The organism is Mycobacterium sp. smrl_JER01 (assembly GCF_048513595.2).
Classification (GTDB): domain Bacteria; phylum Actinomycetota; class Actinomycetes; order Mycobacteriales; family Mycobacteriaceae; genus Mycobacterium.
The window spans coordinates 1675885-1694742 of record NZ_JBLXXK020000001.1 but is presented as its reverse complement, the minus strand read 5'-3'; the positions used below and the strand labels follow the sequence as shown (position 1 = coordinate 1694742).

20 protein-coding genes are annotated in these 18858 nt (G+C 67.9%); 9 read left to right on the top strand and 11 right to left on the bottom strand.

From position 1 onward, the window contains the following. The first annotated feature begins 50 nt into the window (after positions 1–50). Together ACNUDN_RS08070 and whiB1 are read left to right on the top strand one after the other, a co-directional pair. The gene (locus tag ACNUDN_RS08070) at positions 51–1007 is read left to right on the top strand and encodes a diacylglycerol/lipid kinase family protein (protein ID WP_419121455.1); all 957 of its coding nucleotides are present in this window, start codon (positions 51–53) and stop codon (positions 1005–1007) included. A 278-nt stretch (positions 1008–1285) separates the two neighbouring features. Further along, positions 1286–1540, top strand: a complete 255-nt coding sequence (whiB1, locus tag ACNUDN_RS08065) for a transcriptional regulator WhiB1 (protein WP_003929142.1) — start codon at positions 1286–1288, stop codon at positions 1538–1540. A 106-nt stretch (positions 1541–1646) separates the two neighbouring features. Here whiB1 and ACNUDN_RS08060 read toward each other — a convergent pair whose 3' ends face one another. Next, positions 1647–3137 (bottom strand): sensor histidine kinase, encoded by a 1491-nt coding sequence (locus tag ACNUDN_RS08060; RefSeq protein WP_419121454.1) that lies wholly within the window; start codon positions 3135–3137, stop codon positions 1647–1649. 47 nt (positions 3138–3184) lie between these two features. Continuing rightward, entirely contained in the window at positions 3185–3400 is a 216-nt protein-coding gene (locus ACNUDN_RS08055; RefSeq protein WP_419121453.1) for a biotin/lipoyl-binding carrier protein, read from the bottom strand. A 240-nt stretch (positions 3401–3640) separates the two neighbouring features. Between ACNUDN_RS08055 and ACNUDN_RS08050 the strand changes: the two genes are divergently transcribed. Then, the gene (locus ACNUDN_RS08050) at positions 3641–3736 is read left to right on the top strand and encodes a 50S ribosomal protein bL37 (protein WP_006245863.1); all 96 of its coding nucleotides are present in this window, start codon (positions 3641–3643) and stop codon (positions 3734–3736) included. A gap of 94 nt (positions 3737–3830) precedes the next feature. Here ACNUDN_RS08050 and rsrA read toward each other — a convergent pair whose 3' ends face one another. Together rsrA and ACNUDN_RS08040 are read right to left on the bottom strand one after the other, a co-directional pair. After that, positions 3831–4145, bottom strand: coding sequence for a mycothiol system anti-sigma-R factor (rsrA, locus tag ACNUDN_RS08045; protein WP_419121452.1), 315 nt, complete (start codon positions 4143–4145; stop codon positions 3831–3833). Continuing rightward, positions 4142–4807, bottom strand: coding sequence for a sigma-70 family RNA polymerase sigma factor (locus tag ACNUDN_RS08040; RefSeq protein WP_419125064.1), 666 nt, complete (start codon positions 4805–4807; stop codon positions 4142–4144). The genes rsrA and ACNUDN_RS08040 overlap by 4 nt, the downstream gene beginning before the upstream one ends. Before the next feature lie 232 nt (positions 4808–5039). On the opposite strand from ACNUDN_RS08040, the gene ACNUDN_RS08035 reads away from it, so the two are divergent. From ACNUDN_RS08035 to ACNUDN_RS08025, 3 genes are all read left to right on the top strand, one after another. Continuing rightward, positions 5040–5531 (top strand): aminoacyl-tRNA deacylase, encoded by a 492-nt coding sequence (locus tag ACNUDN_RS08035; protein ID WP_419121451.1) that lies wholly within the window; start codon positions 5040–5042, stop codon positions 5529–5531. Between the two features lie 10 nt (positions 5532–5541). After that, positions 5542–6387, top strand: a complete 846-nt coding sequence (locus tag ACNUDN_RS08030) for an SDR family oxidoreductase (RefSeq protein ID WP_419121450.1) — start codon at positions 5542–5544, stop codon at positions 6385–6387. A 139-nt stretch (positions 6388–6526) separates the two neighbouring features. Beyond that, positions 6527–7300, top strand: a complete 774-nt coding sequence (locus tag ACNUDN_RS08025; protein ID WP_419121449.1) for a class I SAM-dependent methyltransferase — start codon at positions 6527–6529, stop codon at positions 7298–7300. Here the strand turns inward: ACNUDN_RS08025 and ACNUDN_RS08020 are convergent. Beyond that, positions 7285–8793 carry a DUF7782 domain-containing protein gene (locus ACNUDN_RS08020; protein ID WP_419121448.1) on the bottom strand — a complete coding sequence of 503 codons (1509 nt, stop codon included), beginning with the start codon at positions 8791–8793 and terminating at the stop codon, positions 7285–7287. The genes ACNUDN_RS08025 and ACNUDN_RS08020 overlap by 16 nt on opposite strands. Further along, positions 8790–9599: an SOS response-associated peptidase gene (locus ACNUDN_RS08015; protein WP_419121447.1), complete on the bottom strand. Its 810-nt coding sequence runs from the start codon at positions 9597–9599 to the stop codon at positions 8790–8792. The genes ACNUDN_RS08020 and ACNUDN_RS08015 overlap by 4 nt, the downstream gene beginning before the upstream one ends. 106 nt (positions 9600–9705) lie before the next feature. Here ACNUDN_RS08015 and aroA point away from each other — a divergent pair, with 106 nt between their 5' ends. From aroA to ACNUDN_RS08000, 3 genes are all read left to right on the top strand, one after another. Further along, positions 9706–11037 carry a 3-phosphoshikimate 1-carboxyvinyltransferase gene (gene aroA / locus ACNUDN_RS08010; protein WP_419121446.1) on the top strand — a complete coding sequence of 444 codons (1332 nt, stop codon included), beginning with the start codon at positions 9706–9708 and terminating at the stop codon, positions 11035–11037. Then, on the top strand, positions 11034–12014 hold the full coding sequence (gene rsgA, locus ACNUDN_RS08005) for a ribosome small subunit-dependent GTPase A (protein ID WP_419121445.1): 981 nt from the start codon (positions 11034–11036) through the stop codon (positions 12012–12014). The genes aroA and rsgA overlap by 4 nt, the downstream gene beginning before the upstream one ends. Positions 12015–12123: 109 nt before the next feature. Next, complete coding sequence (locus ACNUDN_RS08000; protein ID WP_419121444.1) at positions 12124–12972, top strand: aldo/keto reductase; 849 nt, start codon at positions 12124–12126, stop codon at positions 12970–12972. Between the two features lie 158 nt (positions 12973–13130). On the opposite strand, the gene ACNUDN_RS07995 is transcribed toward ACNUDN_RS08000, so the two are convergent. From ACNUDN_RS07995 to ACNUDN_RS07975, 5 genes are all read right to left on the bottom strand, one after another. Further along, entirely contained in the window at positions 13131–14387 is a 1257-nt protein-coding gene (locus tag ACNUDN_RS07995; protein WP_419121443.1) for a fatty acid desaturase family protein, read from the bottom strand. 72 nt (positions 14388–14459) lie between these two features. Further along, the gene (locus ACNUDN_RS07990; RefSeq protein WP_419121442.1) at positions 14460–15620 is read right to left on the bottom strand and encodes a ferredoxin reductase; all 1161 of its coding nucleotides are present in this window, start codon (positions 15618–15620) and stop codon (positions 14460–14462) included. 97 nt (positions 15621–15717) lie between these two features. After that, entirely contained in the window at positions 15718–16263 is a 546-nt protein-coding gene (locus ACNUDN_RS07985; RefSeq protein ID WP_419121441.1) for a DUF6912 family protein, read from the bottom strand. An 18-nt stretch (positions 16264–16281) separates the two neighbouring features. Then, the gene (gene ppk2, locus ACNUDN_RS07980; RefSeq protein ID WP_419121440.1) at positions 16282–17115 is read right to left on the bottom strand and encodes a polyphosphate kinase 2; all 834 of its coding nucleotides are present in this window, start codon (positions 17113–17115) and stop codon (positions 16282–16284) included. Between the two features lie 11 nt (positions 17116–17126). Next, a complete protein-coding gene (locus tag ACNUDN_RS07975; RefSeq protein WP_419121439.1) occupies positions 17127–18854 on the bottom strand; it encodes a BCCT family transporter in 1728 nt (575 codons plus the stop codon). Positions 18855–18858 lie beyond the last annotated feature (4 nt).

Here is an 18858-nt window from a genome sequence, read left to right as displayed (position 1 = left end):
GAAGAACCGGCCCGGCCGGCGACCCGACCCGCCGGTTAGGCTCGAGCCCCGTGCGCGCCGTGCTGATCGTGAACCCGAACGCGACCTCGACCACACCGGCCGGGCGTGACCTGCTGGCGCACGCGCTGGAAAGCCGGGTGCGGCTCAGCGTCGCCCACACCGACCATCGCGGTCACGCCATCGAGATCGCCCAGCAGGCGGCCCGCGGGGGCGTCGACGTGCTGATCGTGCACGGTGGCGACGGCACGGTCAACGAGGTGGTCAACGGCATCCTCGGGGAATGCGGCCCGGACAACCGCGGACCCGCGGTCGGCGTCGTGCCCGGCGGCTCGGCCAACGTGTTCGCCCGGGCGCTGGGCATCAGCCCAGACCCGATCGAGGCCACCAACCAGCTCGTCGATCTGCTCGGGGCATTTCGGCACGGCCGGCCCTGGCGGCGCATCGGGCTGATGGACTGCGGGGAACGATGGGGGGTCTTCACCGCGGGCATGGGTGTCGACGGCGACGTCGTCGCCGCCGTGGAGGCGCAGCGGGCCAAGGGGCGCAAGGTGACGGCGTCGCGCTACATCCGGGTGGCGATCCGTGAGGTGCTGGCCAGCGCCCGCCGGGAACCGAAGCTCACGCTGCAGCTGCCCGACCGGGAACCGGTGACCGGGGTGCATTTCGCGTTCGTGTCGAACTCCAGTCCGTGGACCTATGCCAACTCCCGGCCCGTGTGGACCAATCCGGACACCACGTTCGAGACCGGGCTGGGCGTGTTCGCCACCACGAGCATGAACATCTGGGCCAACCTCGGTCTGGTGCGGCAGATGAACTCGCGCAAACCCCGCCTGGAGGCCAGGCATTTGATCCGTGAAGACGATCTGCCGTGGCTCCAGGTGAGCGCCGACAGCCCGATCGCGTGCCAGATCGACGGAGATTACGTCGGCACGCGCGAAATGATGCGGTTCACGTCGGTGCCGAACGCGCTGGCGGTCGTCGCTCCGCCGCCCAAGATGGGACGATAGCTGCCCTGAGCTGCATAGATGGCAGCGGCGAGCGGGTTTACGCACGCGATTTAGGGCGCAGCTGGGTAGAGCGTAGTACAACGGAGTTAGGGCTCGGGTAACGGGACCCGGTAGTGAGATAGCCCACGTGTTAACGAAGTTCTATTGACATCTGTTCAGCCTGTGAAAGCATCGGATGCAACAGCGCAGAAACATTTGGTGCGCTCGCGTTAACAGCCGGAGTAAAGCTCGTGTGTCTTGTTGCGCACACGGGAGATATTGACGAGGAGTTTGATCTTATGGATTGGCGCCACAAGGCGGTCTGTCGTGACGAGGATCCGGAACTGTTCTTCCCGGTGGGAAACAGCGGCCCGGCGCTCGCCCAGATCGCTGACGCGAAGCTGGTCTGCAACCGCTGCCCGGTGACTGCAGAGTGCCTGAGCTGGGCTTTGGAGTCCGGCCAGGATGCCGGCGTGTGGGGTGGCATGAGCGAGGACGAGCGTCGCGCGCTCAAGCGCCGCAACGCCAGGACGAAGGCCCGTACCGGGGTCTGAGCCTTCCCGACTTACCGAGTGACGGCCCCGACGAATGTCGGGGCCGTCACTTTGTGTATTCAATTCGTTCGAATTCGGCCGACTTAACAGAATTCGCCGGATGCGCTCAGTATTGGCTGACACGGACGCGTCTGCCGATCGGAACCCGCAGAATCACATCGGTGCCGCCGGCCTCGCCCTGATGCATCCCCAGGGAGCCGTCGAGTTCGGCCGAGACCAGGGTTCGCACGATCTGCAGACCGAGCCGGTCGGACTTCTCCAGGCTGAACCCTTCGGGTAGCCCGCGGCCGTCGTCGTGGACGACGACGTCGAGCCAGCGGGCGGAGCGCTGGGCACGGATGGTCACGCAACCCTGCGGGGTGGCGGCATCGAATGCGTGCTCGATCGCGTTCTGCACGAGTTCCGTGATGACCATGATCAGTGCGGTGGCGCGATCGGCGTCCAGCACGCCGAGATCGCCGACCCGGCTGATCCGGATCGGCGAGTCCACCGCGGCGACGTCGTTCATGATCGGCAGGATGCGGTCGATGACCTCATCGAGGTTGACTTCCTCGTCGACCGACATCGACAGCGCGTCGTGCACCAGTGCGATGGACGACACCCGGCGCACCGATTCCATCAGCGCTTCCCGGCCTTCGGGGTTGTTGGTCCGGCGCGCCTGCAGGCGCAGCAGCGCCGCAACGGTCTGCAGGTTGTTTTTCACCCGGTGGTGGATCTCGCGGATCGTCGCGTCCTTCGACAACAGCGCGCGATCCCGGCGCTTGACCTCGGTGACGTCGCGGATGAGCACGGCAGCACCCATGGCCACTCCGTGCACCCCCAGCGGCAGCGTACGCAGCAGAACGGTGGCGCCGCCGGCGTCGACCTCCATCCGCATGCTCGAACCGCCGGTGAGCGAATCACGGACGTGATTGGCCAGCTCCTGCGCCTCGAACGGGTCCGAGATCAGCGGGCGGGTCACGCTGACGAGGTTGTGACCCTCCAGTTCGGCGGACAGGCCCATCCGGTGGTACGCCGAGATGGCGTTCGGACTGGCGAATGTGACCACACCGGCTTCGTCGAGCCGGATGAATCCGTCCCCGACCCGTGGGCTCGATCGCGACATCGCCAGGTCGCCGACGTTGGGGAAGGTGCCTTCGGACAGCATCTGCAGCAGGTCACCCGCGCAGTCCACATAGGCCGCTTCCAGGGGGCTGGCCTGTCGGGGTGCGAGCGACGTCTGGTGGGTCAGCACCGCGACCACGGCATTGCCGTGGCGCACCGGAACCGCTTCGACGTTGAGACCGGGCGAACCGAATTCTCCGTCCACCGTGGCGCGTCCGATGGCGCCGGACCGGAACGCCGCCGCCACGATCGGGATGTCCTCGGCCTCGGCCAACGTGCCGACCGCGTCGGCGAGCAACACCGTGGGAGCGGTATTCGGGCGCACCTGCGCCACACACACCAGCATCCCGTCGTCGCGGCGTACCCACATCAGGTAGTCGGCGAACGAGAGGTCGGCCAGCAGCTGCCACTCCCCCACCACGGCGTGCAGATGGTCCACGGCGTTGCCGGGCAGCACCGTGTGCTCGGCGAGCAGGTCACCGAGGGTGGACATGACGGGTTTCGGAGGAGGGGTTCAGGCGATCCGTGGTGTTCAGGACGCTAACTGATGACCGCGATGAGGTCGCCGGCCTGGATGACGTCTCCGACCGACACGCTGACCTTGCTGACGGTCCCGGCGACCTCGGCGAGCACCGGGATCTCCATCTTCATCGACTCGAGCAGCACCACGGTGTCGCCTGCGCCGATCTGATCGCCCTCGCTGACCACGACCTCGAGCACACTGGCCACGATTTCCGCGCGAACGTCCTCGGCCATCTTCACCTCACTCTTTCCCGACGCTGTACCGCGTCTATCGAACCACACGACGCTGTGGATTGACGGTGTGGACTGACGACTGTGGACCGACGGCTGTGGACCGACGGCTGTGGACCGACACGGTGGACGGACACTGGGGACCGACCGCTGTGGACGGAGCATCAACCGGTCCGTGAGACAATGGCGACAACCCCCGCTCCGGCGGGCACCGCAATCAGTCGAGCTATTCGGAGGTACATCATGGCCAAGCGTGGCCGTAAGAAGCGCGATCGCAAACACAGCAAGGCCAACCACGGCAAGCGCCCCAACGCCGGCTCGAAGTCAGTAGGCCGCTGACCTTCAGCTCGTCGTAGCAGACCGCCCGGCACTCCCACAGGAGGCCGGGCGGCTTTCTGTCCGGTGACCGACGGCTGGTGCGCCGTCGAGGCGGTCAGCCCCGACGGATGATCGTGGTCTGGCTGATCTGGATGCGCAGCCGCTCCCGCAAACCCTCAGGAGCCCGCTCGCCGCTGCACTTGGTGGCGATCAGTTTCTTGACGCGTTCCTCGATGCCGTAATGGCGTAGGCACGTCGGGCATTCCTCGAGGTGTTGACGCAGCTTGTCGCGGGTCTCCACGGTGCACTCACCGTCGAGAAGCGTCCAGACCTCGGCGATGACGGCAGCGCACTCGGGATGCTCGGGATCGATCGGCCCGACCGGAGGGGACCATCGGTCTTCGTCGGGAGTGCTATCCGCGCCGCTCATGACGTGACCTCCTCGGGTGCGTCGAACTGCTCGCCGCGGATGAAGCCGCGGTCGCGGGCCACATCGGCCAGCAACTCGCGCAGCTGCCGCCTGCCGCGATGCAGCCGCGACATCACCGTTCCAATCGGGGTTTCCATGATCTCGGCGATCTCCTTGTACGGGAAGCCCTCGACGTCGGCGTAGTACACCGCCATCCGGAACTCGTCCGGCAACGCCTGCAGGGCTTCCTTGATCTCATTGTCGGGCAGCGACTCCAGCGCTTCGACCTCGGCGGATCGCAGCCCGGTGGAGGAGTGCTCGGCGTTGGCCGCCAACTGCCAGTCGGTGATCTCCTCGGTCGGATACTCGGCGGGCTGGCGTTGCTTCTTGCGGTAACTGTTGATGTAGGTGTTGGTCAGGATCCGGTACAGCCACGCTTTGAGGTTGGTGCCTTCGCGGAACGACCGGAAGCCCGAGTACGCCTTCACCATCGTTTCCTGCAGCAGGTCCTCGGCGTCGGCAGGATTGCGGGTCATCCGCAGCGCACCGCCGTAGAGCTGGTCGAGCAGCGGAATGGCATCGCGTTCGAACCGGGCGGTCAGCTCGGCGTCGGTTTCCTCCGGCACGGGGGCCGCATCTGCGTCCAGGGTCGCCTCAGCGGCCGACCCGTTGGTGTCTGTCATCGTGGGGAACACCGTCCCTTCTGTAGCGGCGCCGCCGATCACGTCCAGCACAAGCACTGAACTCGATGGGACCTGCATGGCCATGACTGGCACCGTCAATCCCCTTCCGTTGATCCTAAAGGCTGACACCGACTACTCACGCTGACCGGCCGCAAGGCCGTCCACAGCTGTGGTCAACAACATCGGTTACCGGGGTGGTTGTTCCCGAGGCTCACGCCCCTAGGCTGTGCCGGTGGCCCGTGCAGCGACCCCGGCGATCGCAGCCCTGGTTGCTGCGGGTGTCCCGCATGATGTGCTCCGCTACCGGCACGATCCGCGGGCCGCATCGTTCGGCGAGGAGGCGGTCGCCGAACTCGCGCGCGAGGGCGCGCTGGTACCGGCGCAGATCTTGAAGACGCTGATGGTGGCGTTACCCACCGGTCTCGCTGTCGCGGTGCTGCCGGTGCCGTCGAAACTGTCGCTCAAGGCCGCCGCCGCCGCGCTCGGCGCGGCGCGGGCGACGATGGCCGACCCCACTGATGCGCAGCGCTCGTCGGGATACGTGGTGGGCGGTATCTCGCCCCTGGGTCAGCGCCGCTTACTGCCCACCGTCGTCGACGCGTCGGCGCTGCGGTGGGATCGGGTGCTGTGCAGTGCGGGAAAGCGCGGCTGGGACGTGGCGCTGGATCCGCGCGACCTGGTGCGCCTGACCCATGCCGTCACCGCCGAGATCTGCGCGCTCTAGGGTGAACGTCATGTCTCTCGCGGGAAAAACCATGTTCATCTCGGGCGCGAGCCGCGGTATCGGGCTGGCGATCGCCAAACGCGCCGCCGCCGACGGCGCCAACATCGCACTGGTCGCCAAGACCGCCGAGCCCCATCCGAAGCTGCCGGGCACCGTGTACACCGCAGCCGAGGAGATCGAGGCGGTCGGTGGCCAGGCGCTGCCGATCGTCGGCGACATTCGCGACGGGGATGCGGTCGCTGCGGCGGTGGCCCAGGCCGTGGAGAAGTTCGGCGGCATCGATATCTGCGTCAACAATGCCTCGGCGATCAACCTCGGCTCCATCGAGGAGGTTCCGCTCAAGCGCTTCGACCTGATGAACGGCATTCAGGTGCGGGGCACCTACGCAGTGTCCCAAGCCTGCATCCCGCACATGAAGGGGCGCGACAACCCGCACATCCTGACGCTGTCCCCGCCGGTCCTGCTGGAGCCCAAATGGCTCAAGCCCACCCCGTACATGATGGCGAAGTTCGGAATGACTCTGTGCGCGTTGGGGATCGCCGAGGAGCTGCGCGATGCCGGCATCGCGTCGAACACGCTGTGGCCGCGCACGATGGTGGCGACGGCCGCCGTGCAGAACCTGCTCGGCGGCGACGAGTCGATGAAGCGCTCCCGTAAACCCGAGGTGTACTCCGACGCGGCCTATGCGGTGCTGACCAAGCCGTCGAGCTTCACCGGGAACACGCTGTTGTGCGAGGACGTGCTCCTGGAGTCCGGGGTCACCGACCTCTCGGTGTACGACTGCGTGCCCGGCTCCGACCTGGGGGTCGACTTCTGGGTCGACTCGGCCAATCCGCCCGGCTACACCCAACCCTGACCGCGAAAGTGCAGTCTCGGTAGCTGCGTCGGCTTCGGCGCTACCGTGTGTGCACGCTCGCGGCCTTCGTGACGCTGCACGGCCGCCGCGACCGCGGCGGACCGCCCCATCCGCGGCGTCGTCGTGGCACGCTGGAGGCGTGTCATCGCCGACAATCTGGTCCGCCGGCCGCTACGACGCCGTCGGAGAACGCATCGCACACATCGCCGGGCAGGTGGTCGACGCCGTCGCGCAGCGACGACCGCTGACCGACCAGGCGCTGGTCGACCTCGCATGCGGTACCGGTAGCGCCGCAGCGGCTGCGGCTGCCCGCGGTGCGCGGGTGACCGGCGTCGACGTCACCCCGGAATTGATCGCGCTCGCGGCGCGCCGTGCCGCGCAGGTGACCTGGCTGGTCGGCGACGCCGCCGACACCGGCCTGCCATCGGATGCGTTCGACGCGGCGGTGTCGAACATGGGCATCATCTTCGTCGAACCCCAACGGCAGCTCGCCGAGATCACCCGCATCCTCAAACCCGCAGGGATTGTTGCCTTTTCGGCGTGGGTTCGCGGTCAGAGCAATCCGCTGTTCGATCCGGTGCTCGCGGTTCTGGGCCCGCCCGGGTCGACAGGGTTCTCGCCTGACCAGTGGGGTGACGCCGACGTCGTCACCGCCCGGTTGGCACCGCAGTTCGACGACATCGAGATCCGGACCGGCGAACACCGCTGGGAGTTCGACTCGCTGGCCGCCGCCATGCACTTTCTGCGTGCCGAGTCACCGATGCACGTCGCGACCTTCGAACGCGCCGGAGCCAAACAAGCCGAGTTGGCCACCGCGTTCGAGGACGCACTGCGGGCCCACGCCGACCCGTCGGGCAGGGTCGCGTTCTCGTCGCCGTACGTGGTGGTCAGCGCCGTCTACTGCGCGGCGTAGAGGATCCCGCGGCCGATCGCCTCCCGCACCACCGGCAGCGCCGCGGTGGCCAGCGCGTCGGAGTCCACGCCGTGGAAGGTGGCCAGCAGCTCGACCAGGGTGCCCAAGGCAACCTCACCCCGGCACCCGGCCAACAACGCGCGCGAGACCTCGTCCACGCCGATGACCGCGGCGGGACCGCCCGGGCGACGCACCGCGGCACCGACCACCTGCCAGCCCTCGGGTCCGGGCAGGGACTGCTCTTCGAGGAACACCGGCGCGGTAGACAACCGGGTGGCCAGCAGTTGCTCGTCGCTGGTGTCGTGCAGGTACTCCCGGCGGGCCAGGAATGCCTCGACCTCGGGCCCGGTGAGCGCCTCGTCAGCTCCGGTGATCTCCTCCAGCACGTGCTCGGGGCCGCGGGTCTCCCCCACCTGTAGTGCCCGCAGCGTGATCATCCCCATACCGACCCCGGCGATGCCCTCGGCGTCGAACCAGTCCAGCCATCGACCACCGCGGCGCGCGGCATCCTCGGGCAGTTCCCCGGCGTCGGAGGTCCACAGCGAGACATAGCTGATCGGGTCGGCGAACTCACGCTGCACCACCCAGGCGTGCAGCCCGGTGCCGGCCAGCCATCCGCGGACCCGGTCCCGCCAGTCGTGCCCCGCGCGCACGATCCAGTTCGCCATGATCTGCGCGGTACCGCCCGGCTCCAGGTGGTCGCCGGCCTGTCGAATCATGTTCTCGCAAAGGGCGTCGCCGGCCATCCCTGAATCGCGGTAGATGTAGTCGAGCGCACCGACGCCCACCACGAACGGCGGGTTGGACACGATGAGGTCGAAGCGCTCTCCGGCGACCGGCTCGAACATGCTGCCGCAGCGCAGATCCCACGACATACCGTTGAGGCGGGCGGTGGCGGCGGCCAGCGCCAGGGCCCGCGGGTTGGTGTCGGTGGCGACGACCGCTTCGCTGTGCCCGTCGAGGTGCAGCGCCTGGATCCCGCATCCGGTGCCGAGGTCCAGCGCGCGTCCGACGGGCCGGCGGATGACGGCGTGGGCCAGCGACACCGACGCGCCACCGATGCCCAGAACGTGGTCGCGTTGCACCGGGCCCGGCCGCAGCGCCGCGTCCAGATCGGAGACCACCAGGAAGTCGCGGGTCCCGTCGCTGTGCGGGCGGATGTCCAGTGCCGCCCGGACCGTGCCGGCCGGTGCCGGTTCGACGACGCCGTTGGCGATCAGCGCGTCGATCGGCGTGCCCGGCAGGGCCGACGCGACGTGGTCACGTGGCTCGGCGGCGCCGAGCAGGAACAGACGCACCAGAACCGCGAGGCGGCGGCGGTCGGGTGCCGCGCGGTCGGTGGCCCGCAGCGCCGACCACCATAGGCCCCGGCTGAACGCGGCGCCCGCGTCGGCTCCGAGCAGGTCGGCGACCCCGTCGGTGGTGTAACCGGCGCTGCGGAGGTCGGCGGCCAGGGCGTCGGTGACGCCGGCCGCGTGCAGCGGGTGACTCACAGCAGCGTGCCCTGCTCGGCCTCGGGCTGGTGCTCGACCGGCTCGATGAGCTCCGGGCCGTTGTTGCGCACGCTGTTCACCAGCTTGGAGACCTCACGGATCTCGATGCGGTCGAGGTCACCGTGTCCACGCAGCAGCCCTTCGTCGATCGGAGCGTCGGGATCCAACCAGCGGTCCCAGTCCGCTTCGCTGACGGTCAGCGGCATGCGGTCGTGGATGTCGGCGAGCGGCCCGACGGCATCGGTGGTGATGATGGTGCAGCTCAGCAGCGGTGGTGCGTCCTTGGGGGCGTCCTTGGGCCGCCAGGTGGACCACAGACCCGCAGCGAACAGCGGCTCGCCGTCGTCGGAGTGCAGGTAGAACGGTGTCTTGGCGCCCTTCGCGCCTTTCCATTCGTACCAGCCGTCCATCGGCACCAGACACCTTTTGCCCTTGGCCGAACCCCGGAATGCCGGCGAGGACGTCACCTTCTCCGAGCGGGCGTTGATCAACAGCGGGCCCTTGGTGTCCGGGTTCCCGTCCGCGCCGGCTTTGGCCCACGGCGGCACCAGGCCCCAGCGCATCAGCCGTACCCGGCGGGTGGCCTCGTCGTCGGGGTCGGTGTGGCGTTTGACCACGACGGCCACGTTGGTCGTCGGAGCCACGTTGTAGTTGGCAGCCGGGTAGTTGGCGGCCGGTTTTTCCTGGGCGGCCGGTTTTCCCTGGGTGTCCGGTTTTTCCTGGGCGGCCGCCGTGGCCTCGTCGATGGCCTTGATCTTCTCGGCCAGCAGCGCCGGATCGGTCGTCACCGCGAATCGCCCGCACATGCAGTCCATCGTTGCAGAGCCGCGAATCGGCAGTAAAGCGCGACGCCGGGGGGTGCGTTCGCACGCCGGATCACGACGCGGAACCAGGACAGGGAACAATGTACGGGTGAGCACCTGGCCGGCCCCGGCGACCGCGACCCCGATCCATTCCACCGTCACCGTTCCCGGCTCGAAGTCTCAGACCAACCGGGCGCTGGTGCTGGCCGCGTTGGCGGTGCCGCAGGGCGCGTCGTCGGTGCGCGGCGCGCTGCGCAGCCGGGACACCGACCTGATGATCGCCGCAGTACACGAGCTCGGGGTGACGGTGCAGCCCGCCGATGGCGAGGACACCGATCTCACGGTCAGTGGTTCGTTGGCACCGCGGGCCGGTGCCCGCATCGACTGCGGGCTGGCCGGAACGGTGCTGCGGTTCCTGCCGGCGGTGGCGGCGCTGACCACCGAGGCGGTCACGTTCGACGGTGACGAGCAGGCCCGGTCGCGGCCGATCGCACCGCTGCTGGACGGTCTGCGCGCGCTCGGCGTGCGCATCGACGGCGACGGGCTGCCGTTCACGGTACGCGGCGCCGGGGCGGTTCGCGGGGGCACCGTGGAGATCGACGCGTCGGGGTCCTCGCAGTTCGTGTCGGGTCTGTTGCTCGCCGGCGCCGCCTTCACCGAGGGACTGACCGTGGTGCACACCGGGGGCGCGGTCCCGTCCGCACCGCACATCGCGATGACGGTGTCGATGCTGCGCGAGGCCGGTGTGCAGGTCGACGACTCCGCAGCCGACCGCTGGCGGGTGCATCCGGGAGCGATCGCGGCCCGGCACTGGGTGGTCGAGCCCGACCTGTCCAACGCGGTGCCGTTCCTCGCGGCCGCCGTGGTCAGCGGCGGCACGGTGCGGATCATGGGTTGGCCCGCCGACAGCATCCAGCCTGCCGACACCATCCTGTCGATCCTGACCAGCTTGGGAGCCCAGGTGCGCCAGGGCGATTCCTATCTCGAAGTGCACGGGGCGACGACCTACGACGGGATCGACGTCGATCTACGCGATGTCGGTGAACTCACGCCGTCGGTCGCCGCGATGGTCGCCCTGGCCACCCCGGGTTCGGTGTCACGGTTGCGCGGTATCGCACACCTGCGAGGGCACGAGACGGACCGACTGGCGGCGCTGAGCGCCGAACTCAACCGTATCGGCGGTCGGTGTGAGGAGACCGAGGACGGGCTGGTCATCACCGCACAGCAGATGCACGGCGGCCGGTGGCACTCCTACGCCGATCACCGGATGGCCACCGCCGGGGCGATCGTGGGCCTGCGGGTGCCCGGCGTCGAGGTCGAGGACATCGGCACCACCGCCAAGACCCTGCCGGACTTCCCGCAGATGTGGGCCGACATGCTGGCCGGTCAGACCGACGTCCAGGCCGGCGCCCTGCCCGCGAAGGGGAATCAGCCTCGTTGAGCAGACGCGAGTACGACGAGTCCGATGTCCGGATCCGACCCGGGCGGGGCTCGCGGCCGCGTACCAAGACCCGCCCCGAACACGCCGATGCGCTGCAGGCGATGGTGGTCACCGTCGACCGCGGACGCTGGGGCTGTGTCCTCGGGGGTGATCCCGGCCGCCGGGTCACGGCCATGCGGGCCCGCGAGCTCGGACGGACGCCGATCGTGGTCGGAGACGAGGTCGACGTGGTGGGCGATCTGTCCGGGCGCACGGACACGCTGGCCCGCATCGTGCGCCGCGGCGAACGTCGAACGGTGTTGCGCCGCACCGCCGATGACACTGATCCGACGGAACGTGTCGTCGTCGCCAACGCCGACCAGTTGCTGATCGTGGTGGCCCTGGCCGACCCGCCGCCCCGCACCGGCCTGGTGGAGCGCGCGTTGATCGCCGCGTACGCCGGTGGCCTGACGCCGATCCTGTGCCTGACCAAGACCGATCTGGCACCGGCCGAACCGTTCGCGGCCCAGTTCGCCGATCTGGACCTGACGATCACCGCGGCCGGCCGGGACGATCCGCTGACGAGCGTGGAACCGCTGCTCGTCGACAAGGTCACCGTGTTGCTCGGCCATTCCGGGGTGGGCAAATCCACTCTGGTGAACCGGCTTGTGCCACAAGCTTTTCGAGCTACCGGCACGGTCACCGACATCGGCCGGGGCCGGCACACCTCGACTCAGTCGGTGGCACTGCCCCTGAAATCGGGCGGATGGGTGATCGACACCCCGGGTATCCGGTCGTTCGGACTGGCCCACATCGAACCCGATGACGTCATGTTGGCGTTCTCCGACCTTGCCGACGCGATCGAAGGTTGTCCGCGCGGTTGCGGCCATATGGGTCCGCCCGCCGACCCCGAGTGCGCGCTCGACGAGTTGACCGGTGCGGCGCAGGGCCGCGTCCAGGCCGCGCGCAGACTGCTGGCCGCGCTTCGGGAAGGCTGACGCCGGGGCTCAGGGAAGGCTGGGGCCTGACGTGCACGTTGTGTCCTGAGATGGGGTTTGCCGCACAGGCCCGCCGGGCACGCTGTCGGACGACACAGGAGGAGTAACTTTGAGCCACACACCAGACATCGAGTTGAACGACGGCAGGACGATCCCCCAGCTGGGCTTCGGCGTGTACCAGATCCCGCCCGAGGACACGGCCGCCGCGGTGAAGTCCGCGCTGGAGATCGGCTACCGCCACATCGACACCGCGGAGATGTACCAGAACGAGCAGGGCGTCGGACAGGGCATCAGGGATGCCGGTGTCGACCGCGCCGAGGTGTTCGTCACCAGCAAGCTCAACAACGGATTCCACAAGCCCGATGACGCGCGACGGGCGTTCGACGCGACACTCAAGGCGCTCGACTTCGACTACGTCGACCTGTTCCTGATCCATTGGCCGCTGCCCACGCTGTATGACGGCGACTACGTGTCGACGTGGAAGACGTTGGAGGAGTTCAAGAACGACGGGCGCGCCCGCAGCGTCGGGGTGTCCAACTTCCAGGTCCCGCACCTGCAGCGGTTGGCTCAGGAAACCGGCACCGTGCCCGCGGTGAATCAGATCGAGGTGCACCCGTACTTCGCCAACGACGAGGTGCGTGCCTACGGTGCGCAGCACGGCATCGCAACCGAGGCGTGGTCACCCATCGCCCAGGGCAAGGTGCTCGACGACCCGGTTGTCGCCCGCATCGCCGAGGCGGCGGGCAAATCGCCGGCTCAGGTGGTGCTGCGCTGGCACATTCAGCGCGGCGACATCGTGTTTCCGAAGTCGGTGACGCCGCAGCGCATCAAGGACAACTTCGCGCTGTTCGACTTCGAGCTCGGAGAGGACGACATGTCGGCGATCTCGGGTCTGGACCAGGGCGGGTCCGGCCGCATCGGACCCGACCCGGACACGTTCGACTACATCCCCGACTAGACCGAATCCCCGACCAGACCGAATCGCCCGGCAGACCGCAGCCCGGCTGGGGTCGGGGACTCGAGGGTCGGTCCGACCACAAAATCGCCTGCTGTCGACTGACAGCAGGCGATTCTGCGTTACCGATTTTGCGTTTGCCGATTTTGGCTTGCCTAAGATCAGGCGGCCAGCTGGTGGCGCTTGACCGCCGTCTTCTGGGCCACCTTGGCCCGTCGGCGCGCACGCACCGCCGCGATGGCCGATTTCAGGCCGCGCCGCTCCGTCGGATCCAACTCGGCGAACATCCGCTCGCTGCGCGTCTCGGGGGCGTCGTCGGCGGTGTCGGTGAGGAACCGGTCCGGCAGCGACAGTTTCGCGATGGTGCGCCAGGACTTGCCGTACTGCACCAGGAAGTTTCCGGTGGTGTAGGGCAGGTCGTACTTGTCGCAGATCTGCCGGACCCGTATCGAGATCTCGTAATACCGGTTGCTGGGCAGATCCGGAAACAGATGATGCTCGATCTGATGGCACAGGTTGCCACTCATGAACCGCAGCACCGGCCCGTTCTCGAAGTTGGCGCTGCCCAGCATCTGCCGCAGGTACCACTGGCCACGGCTCTCGCCGACCATGTCGGTCTTGGTGAATTTCTCCGCCCCGTCGGGGAAGTGGCCGCAGAAGATCACGGCGTTGGCCCACACGTTGCGGATCACGTTGGCGACGGCGTTGGCGGTCAGGGTCGACTTGAAGGTCGCCCCCGGGGACAGGGAGGTGATCGCCGGGGCGGCGATGTAGTCCTTGACCACCTGGTGGCCGGCTTTGATGCCGAACTCCTTGACGCGGCCCATCGTCTCTTTGCGGTTGTCGCGGCCCTTGAAGATCTTGCCCAGCTCCAGATGCTGCAGGCCGACGCCCCACTCGAAACCGACCGCCAGCATCGTGTTGTAGAACAGGTTGAGCATGTTCATCGGCCGCCAGCGCTGATCGCGGGTGACACGGATGACGCCGTAGCCCACGTCGTCGTCCATGCCCAGGATGTTCGTGTACTTGTGATGCATGAAGTTGTGGGTGAAGCGCCAGTGCTTGGAGGCCCCACTCATGTCCCATTCCCACGACGAGGAGTGGATCTCCGGATCGTTCATCCAGTCCCACTGACCGTGCATGACGTTGTGGCCGATCTCCATGTTCTCGATGATCTTGGCCACGCCCAGAGTCGCGGTGCCGGCCCACCAGTACTTGCGTTTCGCGCTGCCGGCGAGCATCACCCGGCCGGCCACCTCGAGCGCGCGCTGGGCGGCGATGGTGCGGCGGATGTAGCGCGCGTCGCGCGCGCCGCGGGAATCCTCGATGTCCTGGCGGATCGCATCGAGCTCACGTCCCAGGCTCTCCACGTCCGCGTCGGTTAAGTGCGCGAATTCGGGTACGTCTGTGATTGCCATATGTGTCAACCCTCCTCTCGTCTACCTACGCTACCGTAACCTACGTAGCCGTAGGTTACTACCCAGTAAAGCCTAGACGTCGAGAACACAATCTCCCGACGCGGCCGACACACAGGTCTGCACCCGGCTACCGGGTTCGTGCTCGACACCGGTCCGCAGGTCGCGCACGTGCCCGTCGAGCAGCCCGACGACACAGGACTGGCAGATGCCCATCCGGCAGCCGAACGGCATCTGGATACCGGCCGCCTCACCGGCGTCCATCAACGAGGTCGCACCATCGACCACGGCGGCCTTGCCCGACCGGGAGAACTCGACGGTGCCCCCGCTCCCGTGGGCCGCCCGCGCCACCGCGAACCGCTCCAGGTGCAGCCGGTCGGCGATACCGGCCGCGGTCCACGTGCGTTGCGCCGCCTCCAGCATCGCCTCCGGCCCGCAGGCCCAGGTCTGCCGGTCCCGCCAGTCCGGGACGATCTCGTCGAGACGATTCAGGTCGAGCCGACCCTCGGTGCGGGTGGCACGCAGCTGCAGCCGGTAGCCGTCGTGCCGGCGGGCCAGCTCGGCCAGTTCGGCGGCGAACATCACGTCGTTTTCGGTCGGCGCCGAGTGCACGTGGGCGATGTGACCCGGGCCGCCGATTCCCTCCCTGCGCACCAGGGTGCGCAGCATCGACATGACCGGGGTGATCCCCGAGCCGGCGGTCAGGAACAGCACCGACGCCGGGGCCGGGTCGGGCAACACGAAGTTTCCTTGCGGCGCAGCCAATCTGACGATTGTGCCGGGTGCGACACCGCCCACCAGGTGCGTGGACAGGAAGCCTTCGGGCATGGCTTTGACCGTGATCGCGATGGTGCGCGAACCCCGGCCGGCACCCCGGTGCTCATCCGGGGGGCTGGTCAGCGAGTAGGAGCGCCAGCGCCACCGGCCCTCGACCAGCAGGCCGATACCGATGTACTGGCCGGGTTGGTAGTCGAACGAGAACCCCCAGCCCGGTTTGATGACCAGGGTGGCCGAATCGACCGTCTCGCGGCGCACCTCGAGCACCCGGCCGCGCAGCTCGCGCGCCGACCACAGCGGGTTGGCCAGCTTCAGGTAGTCGTCGGGCAGCAGCGGGGTGGTGATCCTGCCGACAACGGTGCGCAGCGCGTGCCAACCCGGGTTGGTTGTCGCGCCCGCGATCTTCGGTCGCACGGTGTCGGCGACCTTGGCGGTGTTCTTGATGGTGTTTTTGGCCATGATGGCTCCTACCCGGCTTGCGGTGGCTGTGAGTGGCTACCCATCAACGCGACGCGTGAACCTACGGTACCGTAACTTACGCTACCGTATCCAGCACTCAGAGCAGCTCCAACAGGAACGGAAGCTCCTGTGGCGCGTACCACGCCAGGTCGTGGTCCTGGGCGTCGCCGACCGTCAGCTCGGCGTCCTCGTCACCGAGATCGGCCTCGTCGATCACCGCCACGGCGGCCAGTACTGCGGGCTCGGCCGCGGCCGTGTCGACGTAGGCCGCGATCACCCGGCCGATCGCGACGTCGCCGGTCATCCGCACGACGGCGTCGTCGAGATCAGGCCGCACGGTGACGCCGTCGGTCTCGTCGTCGACGTCGGCCTCGATGACCACCCGCCGGGGCGGCAGATCGCCACCACCCTCGTGATCGCCACCACCCTCGTGATCGAGGAGACCCTCGTGATCGAGAAGACGCAGCGACGCCATCGCGGCCTCCCGCAGGGCGACGTCGGCGAGCTCGTCCTCGTCCCCCTCGGCGTAGGCCTCGCGCAGCGTCGGCGTCACCGCGAAGGCGGTCCCGTTGACCGGACGCAGGGTTTCGTCGGTGATCAGGCGCTGCAGCATGGTCAGCGTTGCGGGGACGTAGACGCGCACGAGCCGAGAGTAGCCGCCTTACTCGATGTCACCCATCAATGTCGCGGCGTGATCGTCGACATAGGTCGACAACTCCCGGGCCGCGCGGCGGTAGTTACCGCTGCGCACCGGCTTCTTGGGCAGCTTGACCGTCGGGCGTTCGACGTCGACGTAGTCGATGGTGGACAGCAGGTGGGCGATCATGTTGAGCCGCGCGTGCTTCTTGATGTCGGACTCCACGATGAACCACGGGCTCATCGGGGTGTCGGTGTGCACCATCGCCTCGTCCTTGGCTCGCGAGTAGTCCTCCCAGCGGTACACCGACTCCAGGTCCATCGGCGACAGTTTCCATTGCCGCACCGGGTCTTTGAGCCGGGAGCGGAAACGCCGCAGTTGCTCCTCTTCGGACACCGAGAACCAGTACTTGCGCAGCAGCACACCGTCTTCGATCAGCATCTGCTCCAAAATCGGCGTCTGGCGCAGGAACAGGGCGTGCTCGGCCGGGGTGCAAAAACCCATCACCTTCTCCACGCCCGCGCGGTTGTACCAGGACCGGTCGAACAACACGATCTCGCCTTTGGCGGGCAGGTGCGCGATGTAGCGCTGGTAATACCATTGCCCCCGTTCGCGATCCGACGGTGCAGGCAACGCCGCGATCCGCGCGATGCGGGGGCTCAGGTACTCGGTGATCCGTTTGATCGTCCCACCCTTACCCGCGGCGTCGCGCCCCTCGAAGACGATGACGACGCGAGCGCCGGTGGCCCGTACCCATTCCTGCAGCTTCACCAATTCCGTTTGCAGACGGAACAGTTCGGCCTGGTACACGTCGTTGGGGAGCTTCCTCGCCTTTGTTCTCGTCTTTGTCTTGGCCATTCGGGATCACCTCAGCGCGATGCGGATGGTTCGTCGTCGTCGGCGTCGGGGTCCTTCTCCACCGAGATGACGAAGTCGTCGCCGTGCCGGGTGACGCCGGTGATCACCGCGGTCTTGATCGCCTCGGTGGCGTACTGCCGCCGGACCACCGCCGGATCCTGCCGCAGATCCTTGACCAGCGACACCGCCAGCCCGATCATCACCAGCAGGAACGGCAGCGCAGCCACGATGGTGATGGTCTGCAACCCGGTCAGCGCGTCCTCGCCGCCCACCAGCAGCATGACCGCGGCCACCGAACCGGTGGCCACGCCCCAGAACACCACCACACCCCAGCGGGGTCGAATGGTGCCCCGCTGGGACAGCGAGCCCATCACGATCGAGGCAGAGTCGGCGCCGGTGACGAAGAAGATCGCGACCAGCAGCATCACTAGGACGCTGGCGACCGTCGCCAGCGGGAACTGGTCGAGCAGCGTGAACAGCTGCTGCTCAGCCCCACCCTCGCCGGCCAGATCGGTGCCCTCCTGTTGGACGTTCATCGCCGAACCGCCCAGCACCGCGAACCAGACCAGGGACACCGCGCTGGGAATCAGCAGCACACCGGTGACGAACTGCCGGATGGTGCGCCCCCGCGAGATCCGCGCGATGAACACGCCGACGAACGGCGCCCACGACACCCACCACGCCCAGTAGAAGACCGTCCAGGACTGCAGCCACACCTCGACGTCGGGGCCCTCGGCCCCGGTGCGGGCCGCCATCTCGGCGAGGTCGGCGAAGTAGCTCCCCACCGCGGTGGGCAGCAGGTTGAGGATGAAGATCGTCGGGCCGACGACGAACACGAACAGCGCCAGCACCATCGCCAGCACCATGTTGATGTTCGACAGCCACTGGATGCCTTTTGCCACCCCCGAGACCGCCGAGACCACGAAGGCCGCGGTCAGCACCGCGATGATGATGATCAGGATGGCGTTGCCGGTCTCGCCGATGCCGCCGACGATCTGCAGACCGCTGCGGATCTGCAGGGCACCCAGCCCGAGCGAGGCCGCCGAGCCGAACAGCGTGGCGAAGATCGCCAGCATGTCGATGACCTTGCCCCACGGACCGTTGGCCCGCGACCCCAGCAGTGGTTCGAACGCGGCGCTGACCAGCTGCAACCGACCCTTGCGGTACACACCGTAGGCGATGGCCAGCCCGACGACGGCGTAGATCGCCCACGGGTGCAGCGTCCAGTGGAACAGCGTGGTGGCCATCGCGTTCTGGACCGCGTCGGGACCGCCTTCGGCCCCGGTGCCCGGTGGCGGCGTGCTCAGATGGGACAGCGGTTCGACCACCCCGAAGAACATCAACCCGATGCCCATGCCGGCGCTGAACATCATCGCCACCCACGACACACCGTTGAACTCGGGTTCCTCGTCGTCGCGGCCCAGCGGGATCGTGCCGTAGCGGCCCAACGCCAGCCACAGCACGAAGACGACGAACATCGACGTCGAGAGCACGAACAGCCAACCCGTGTTGGTCATCACCCAGGTCAGCGCCGTGTCCGCGGCACCGGCGAGCGACTCGGTGTTCAGAAAACCCCAGGTCAAAAAGCAGGCGGCGATGACCGCGGTGACTCCGAAGACCACCCAGTCGATGCCGCGGGACTCCGTGGCGGGCCCGTCGTCGCGCGGTATCCCCAACACCGGATGGTTGATCGGTTTGCGCTCGGTCTTGGCGGTTATCTCTTCTTCAGAAGTCGACATCACA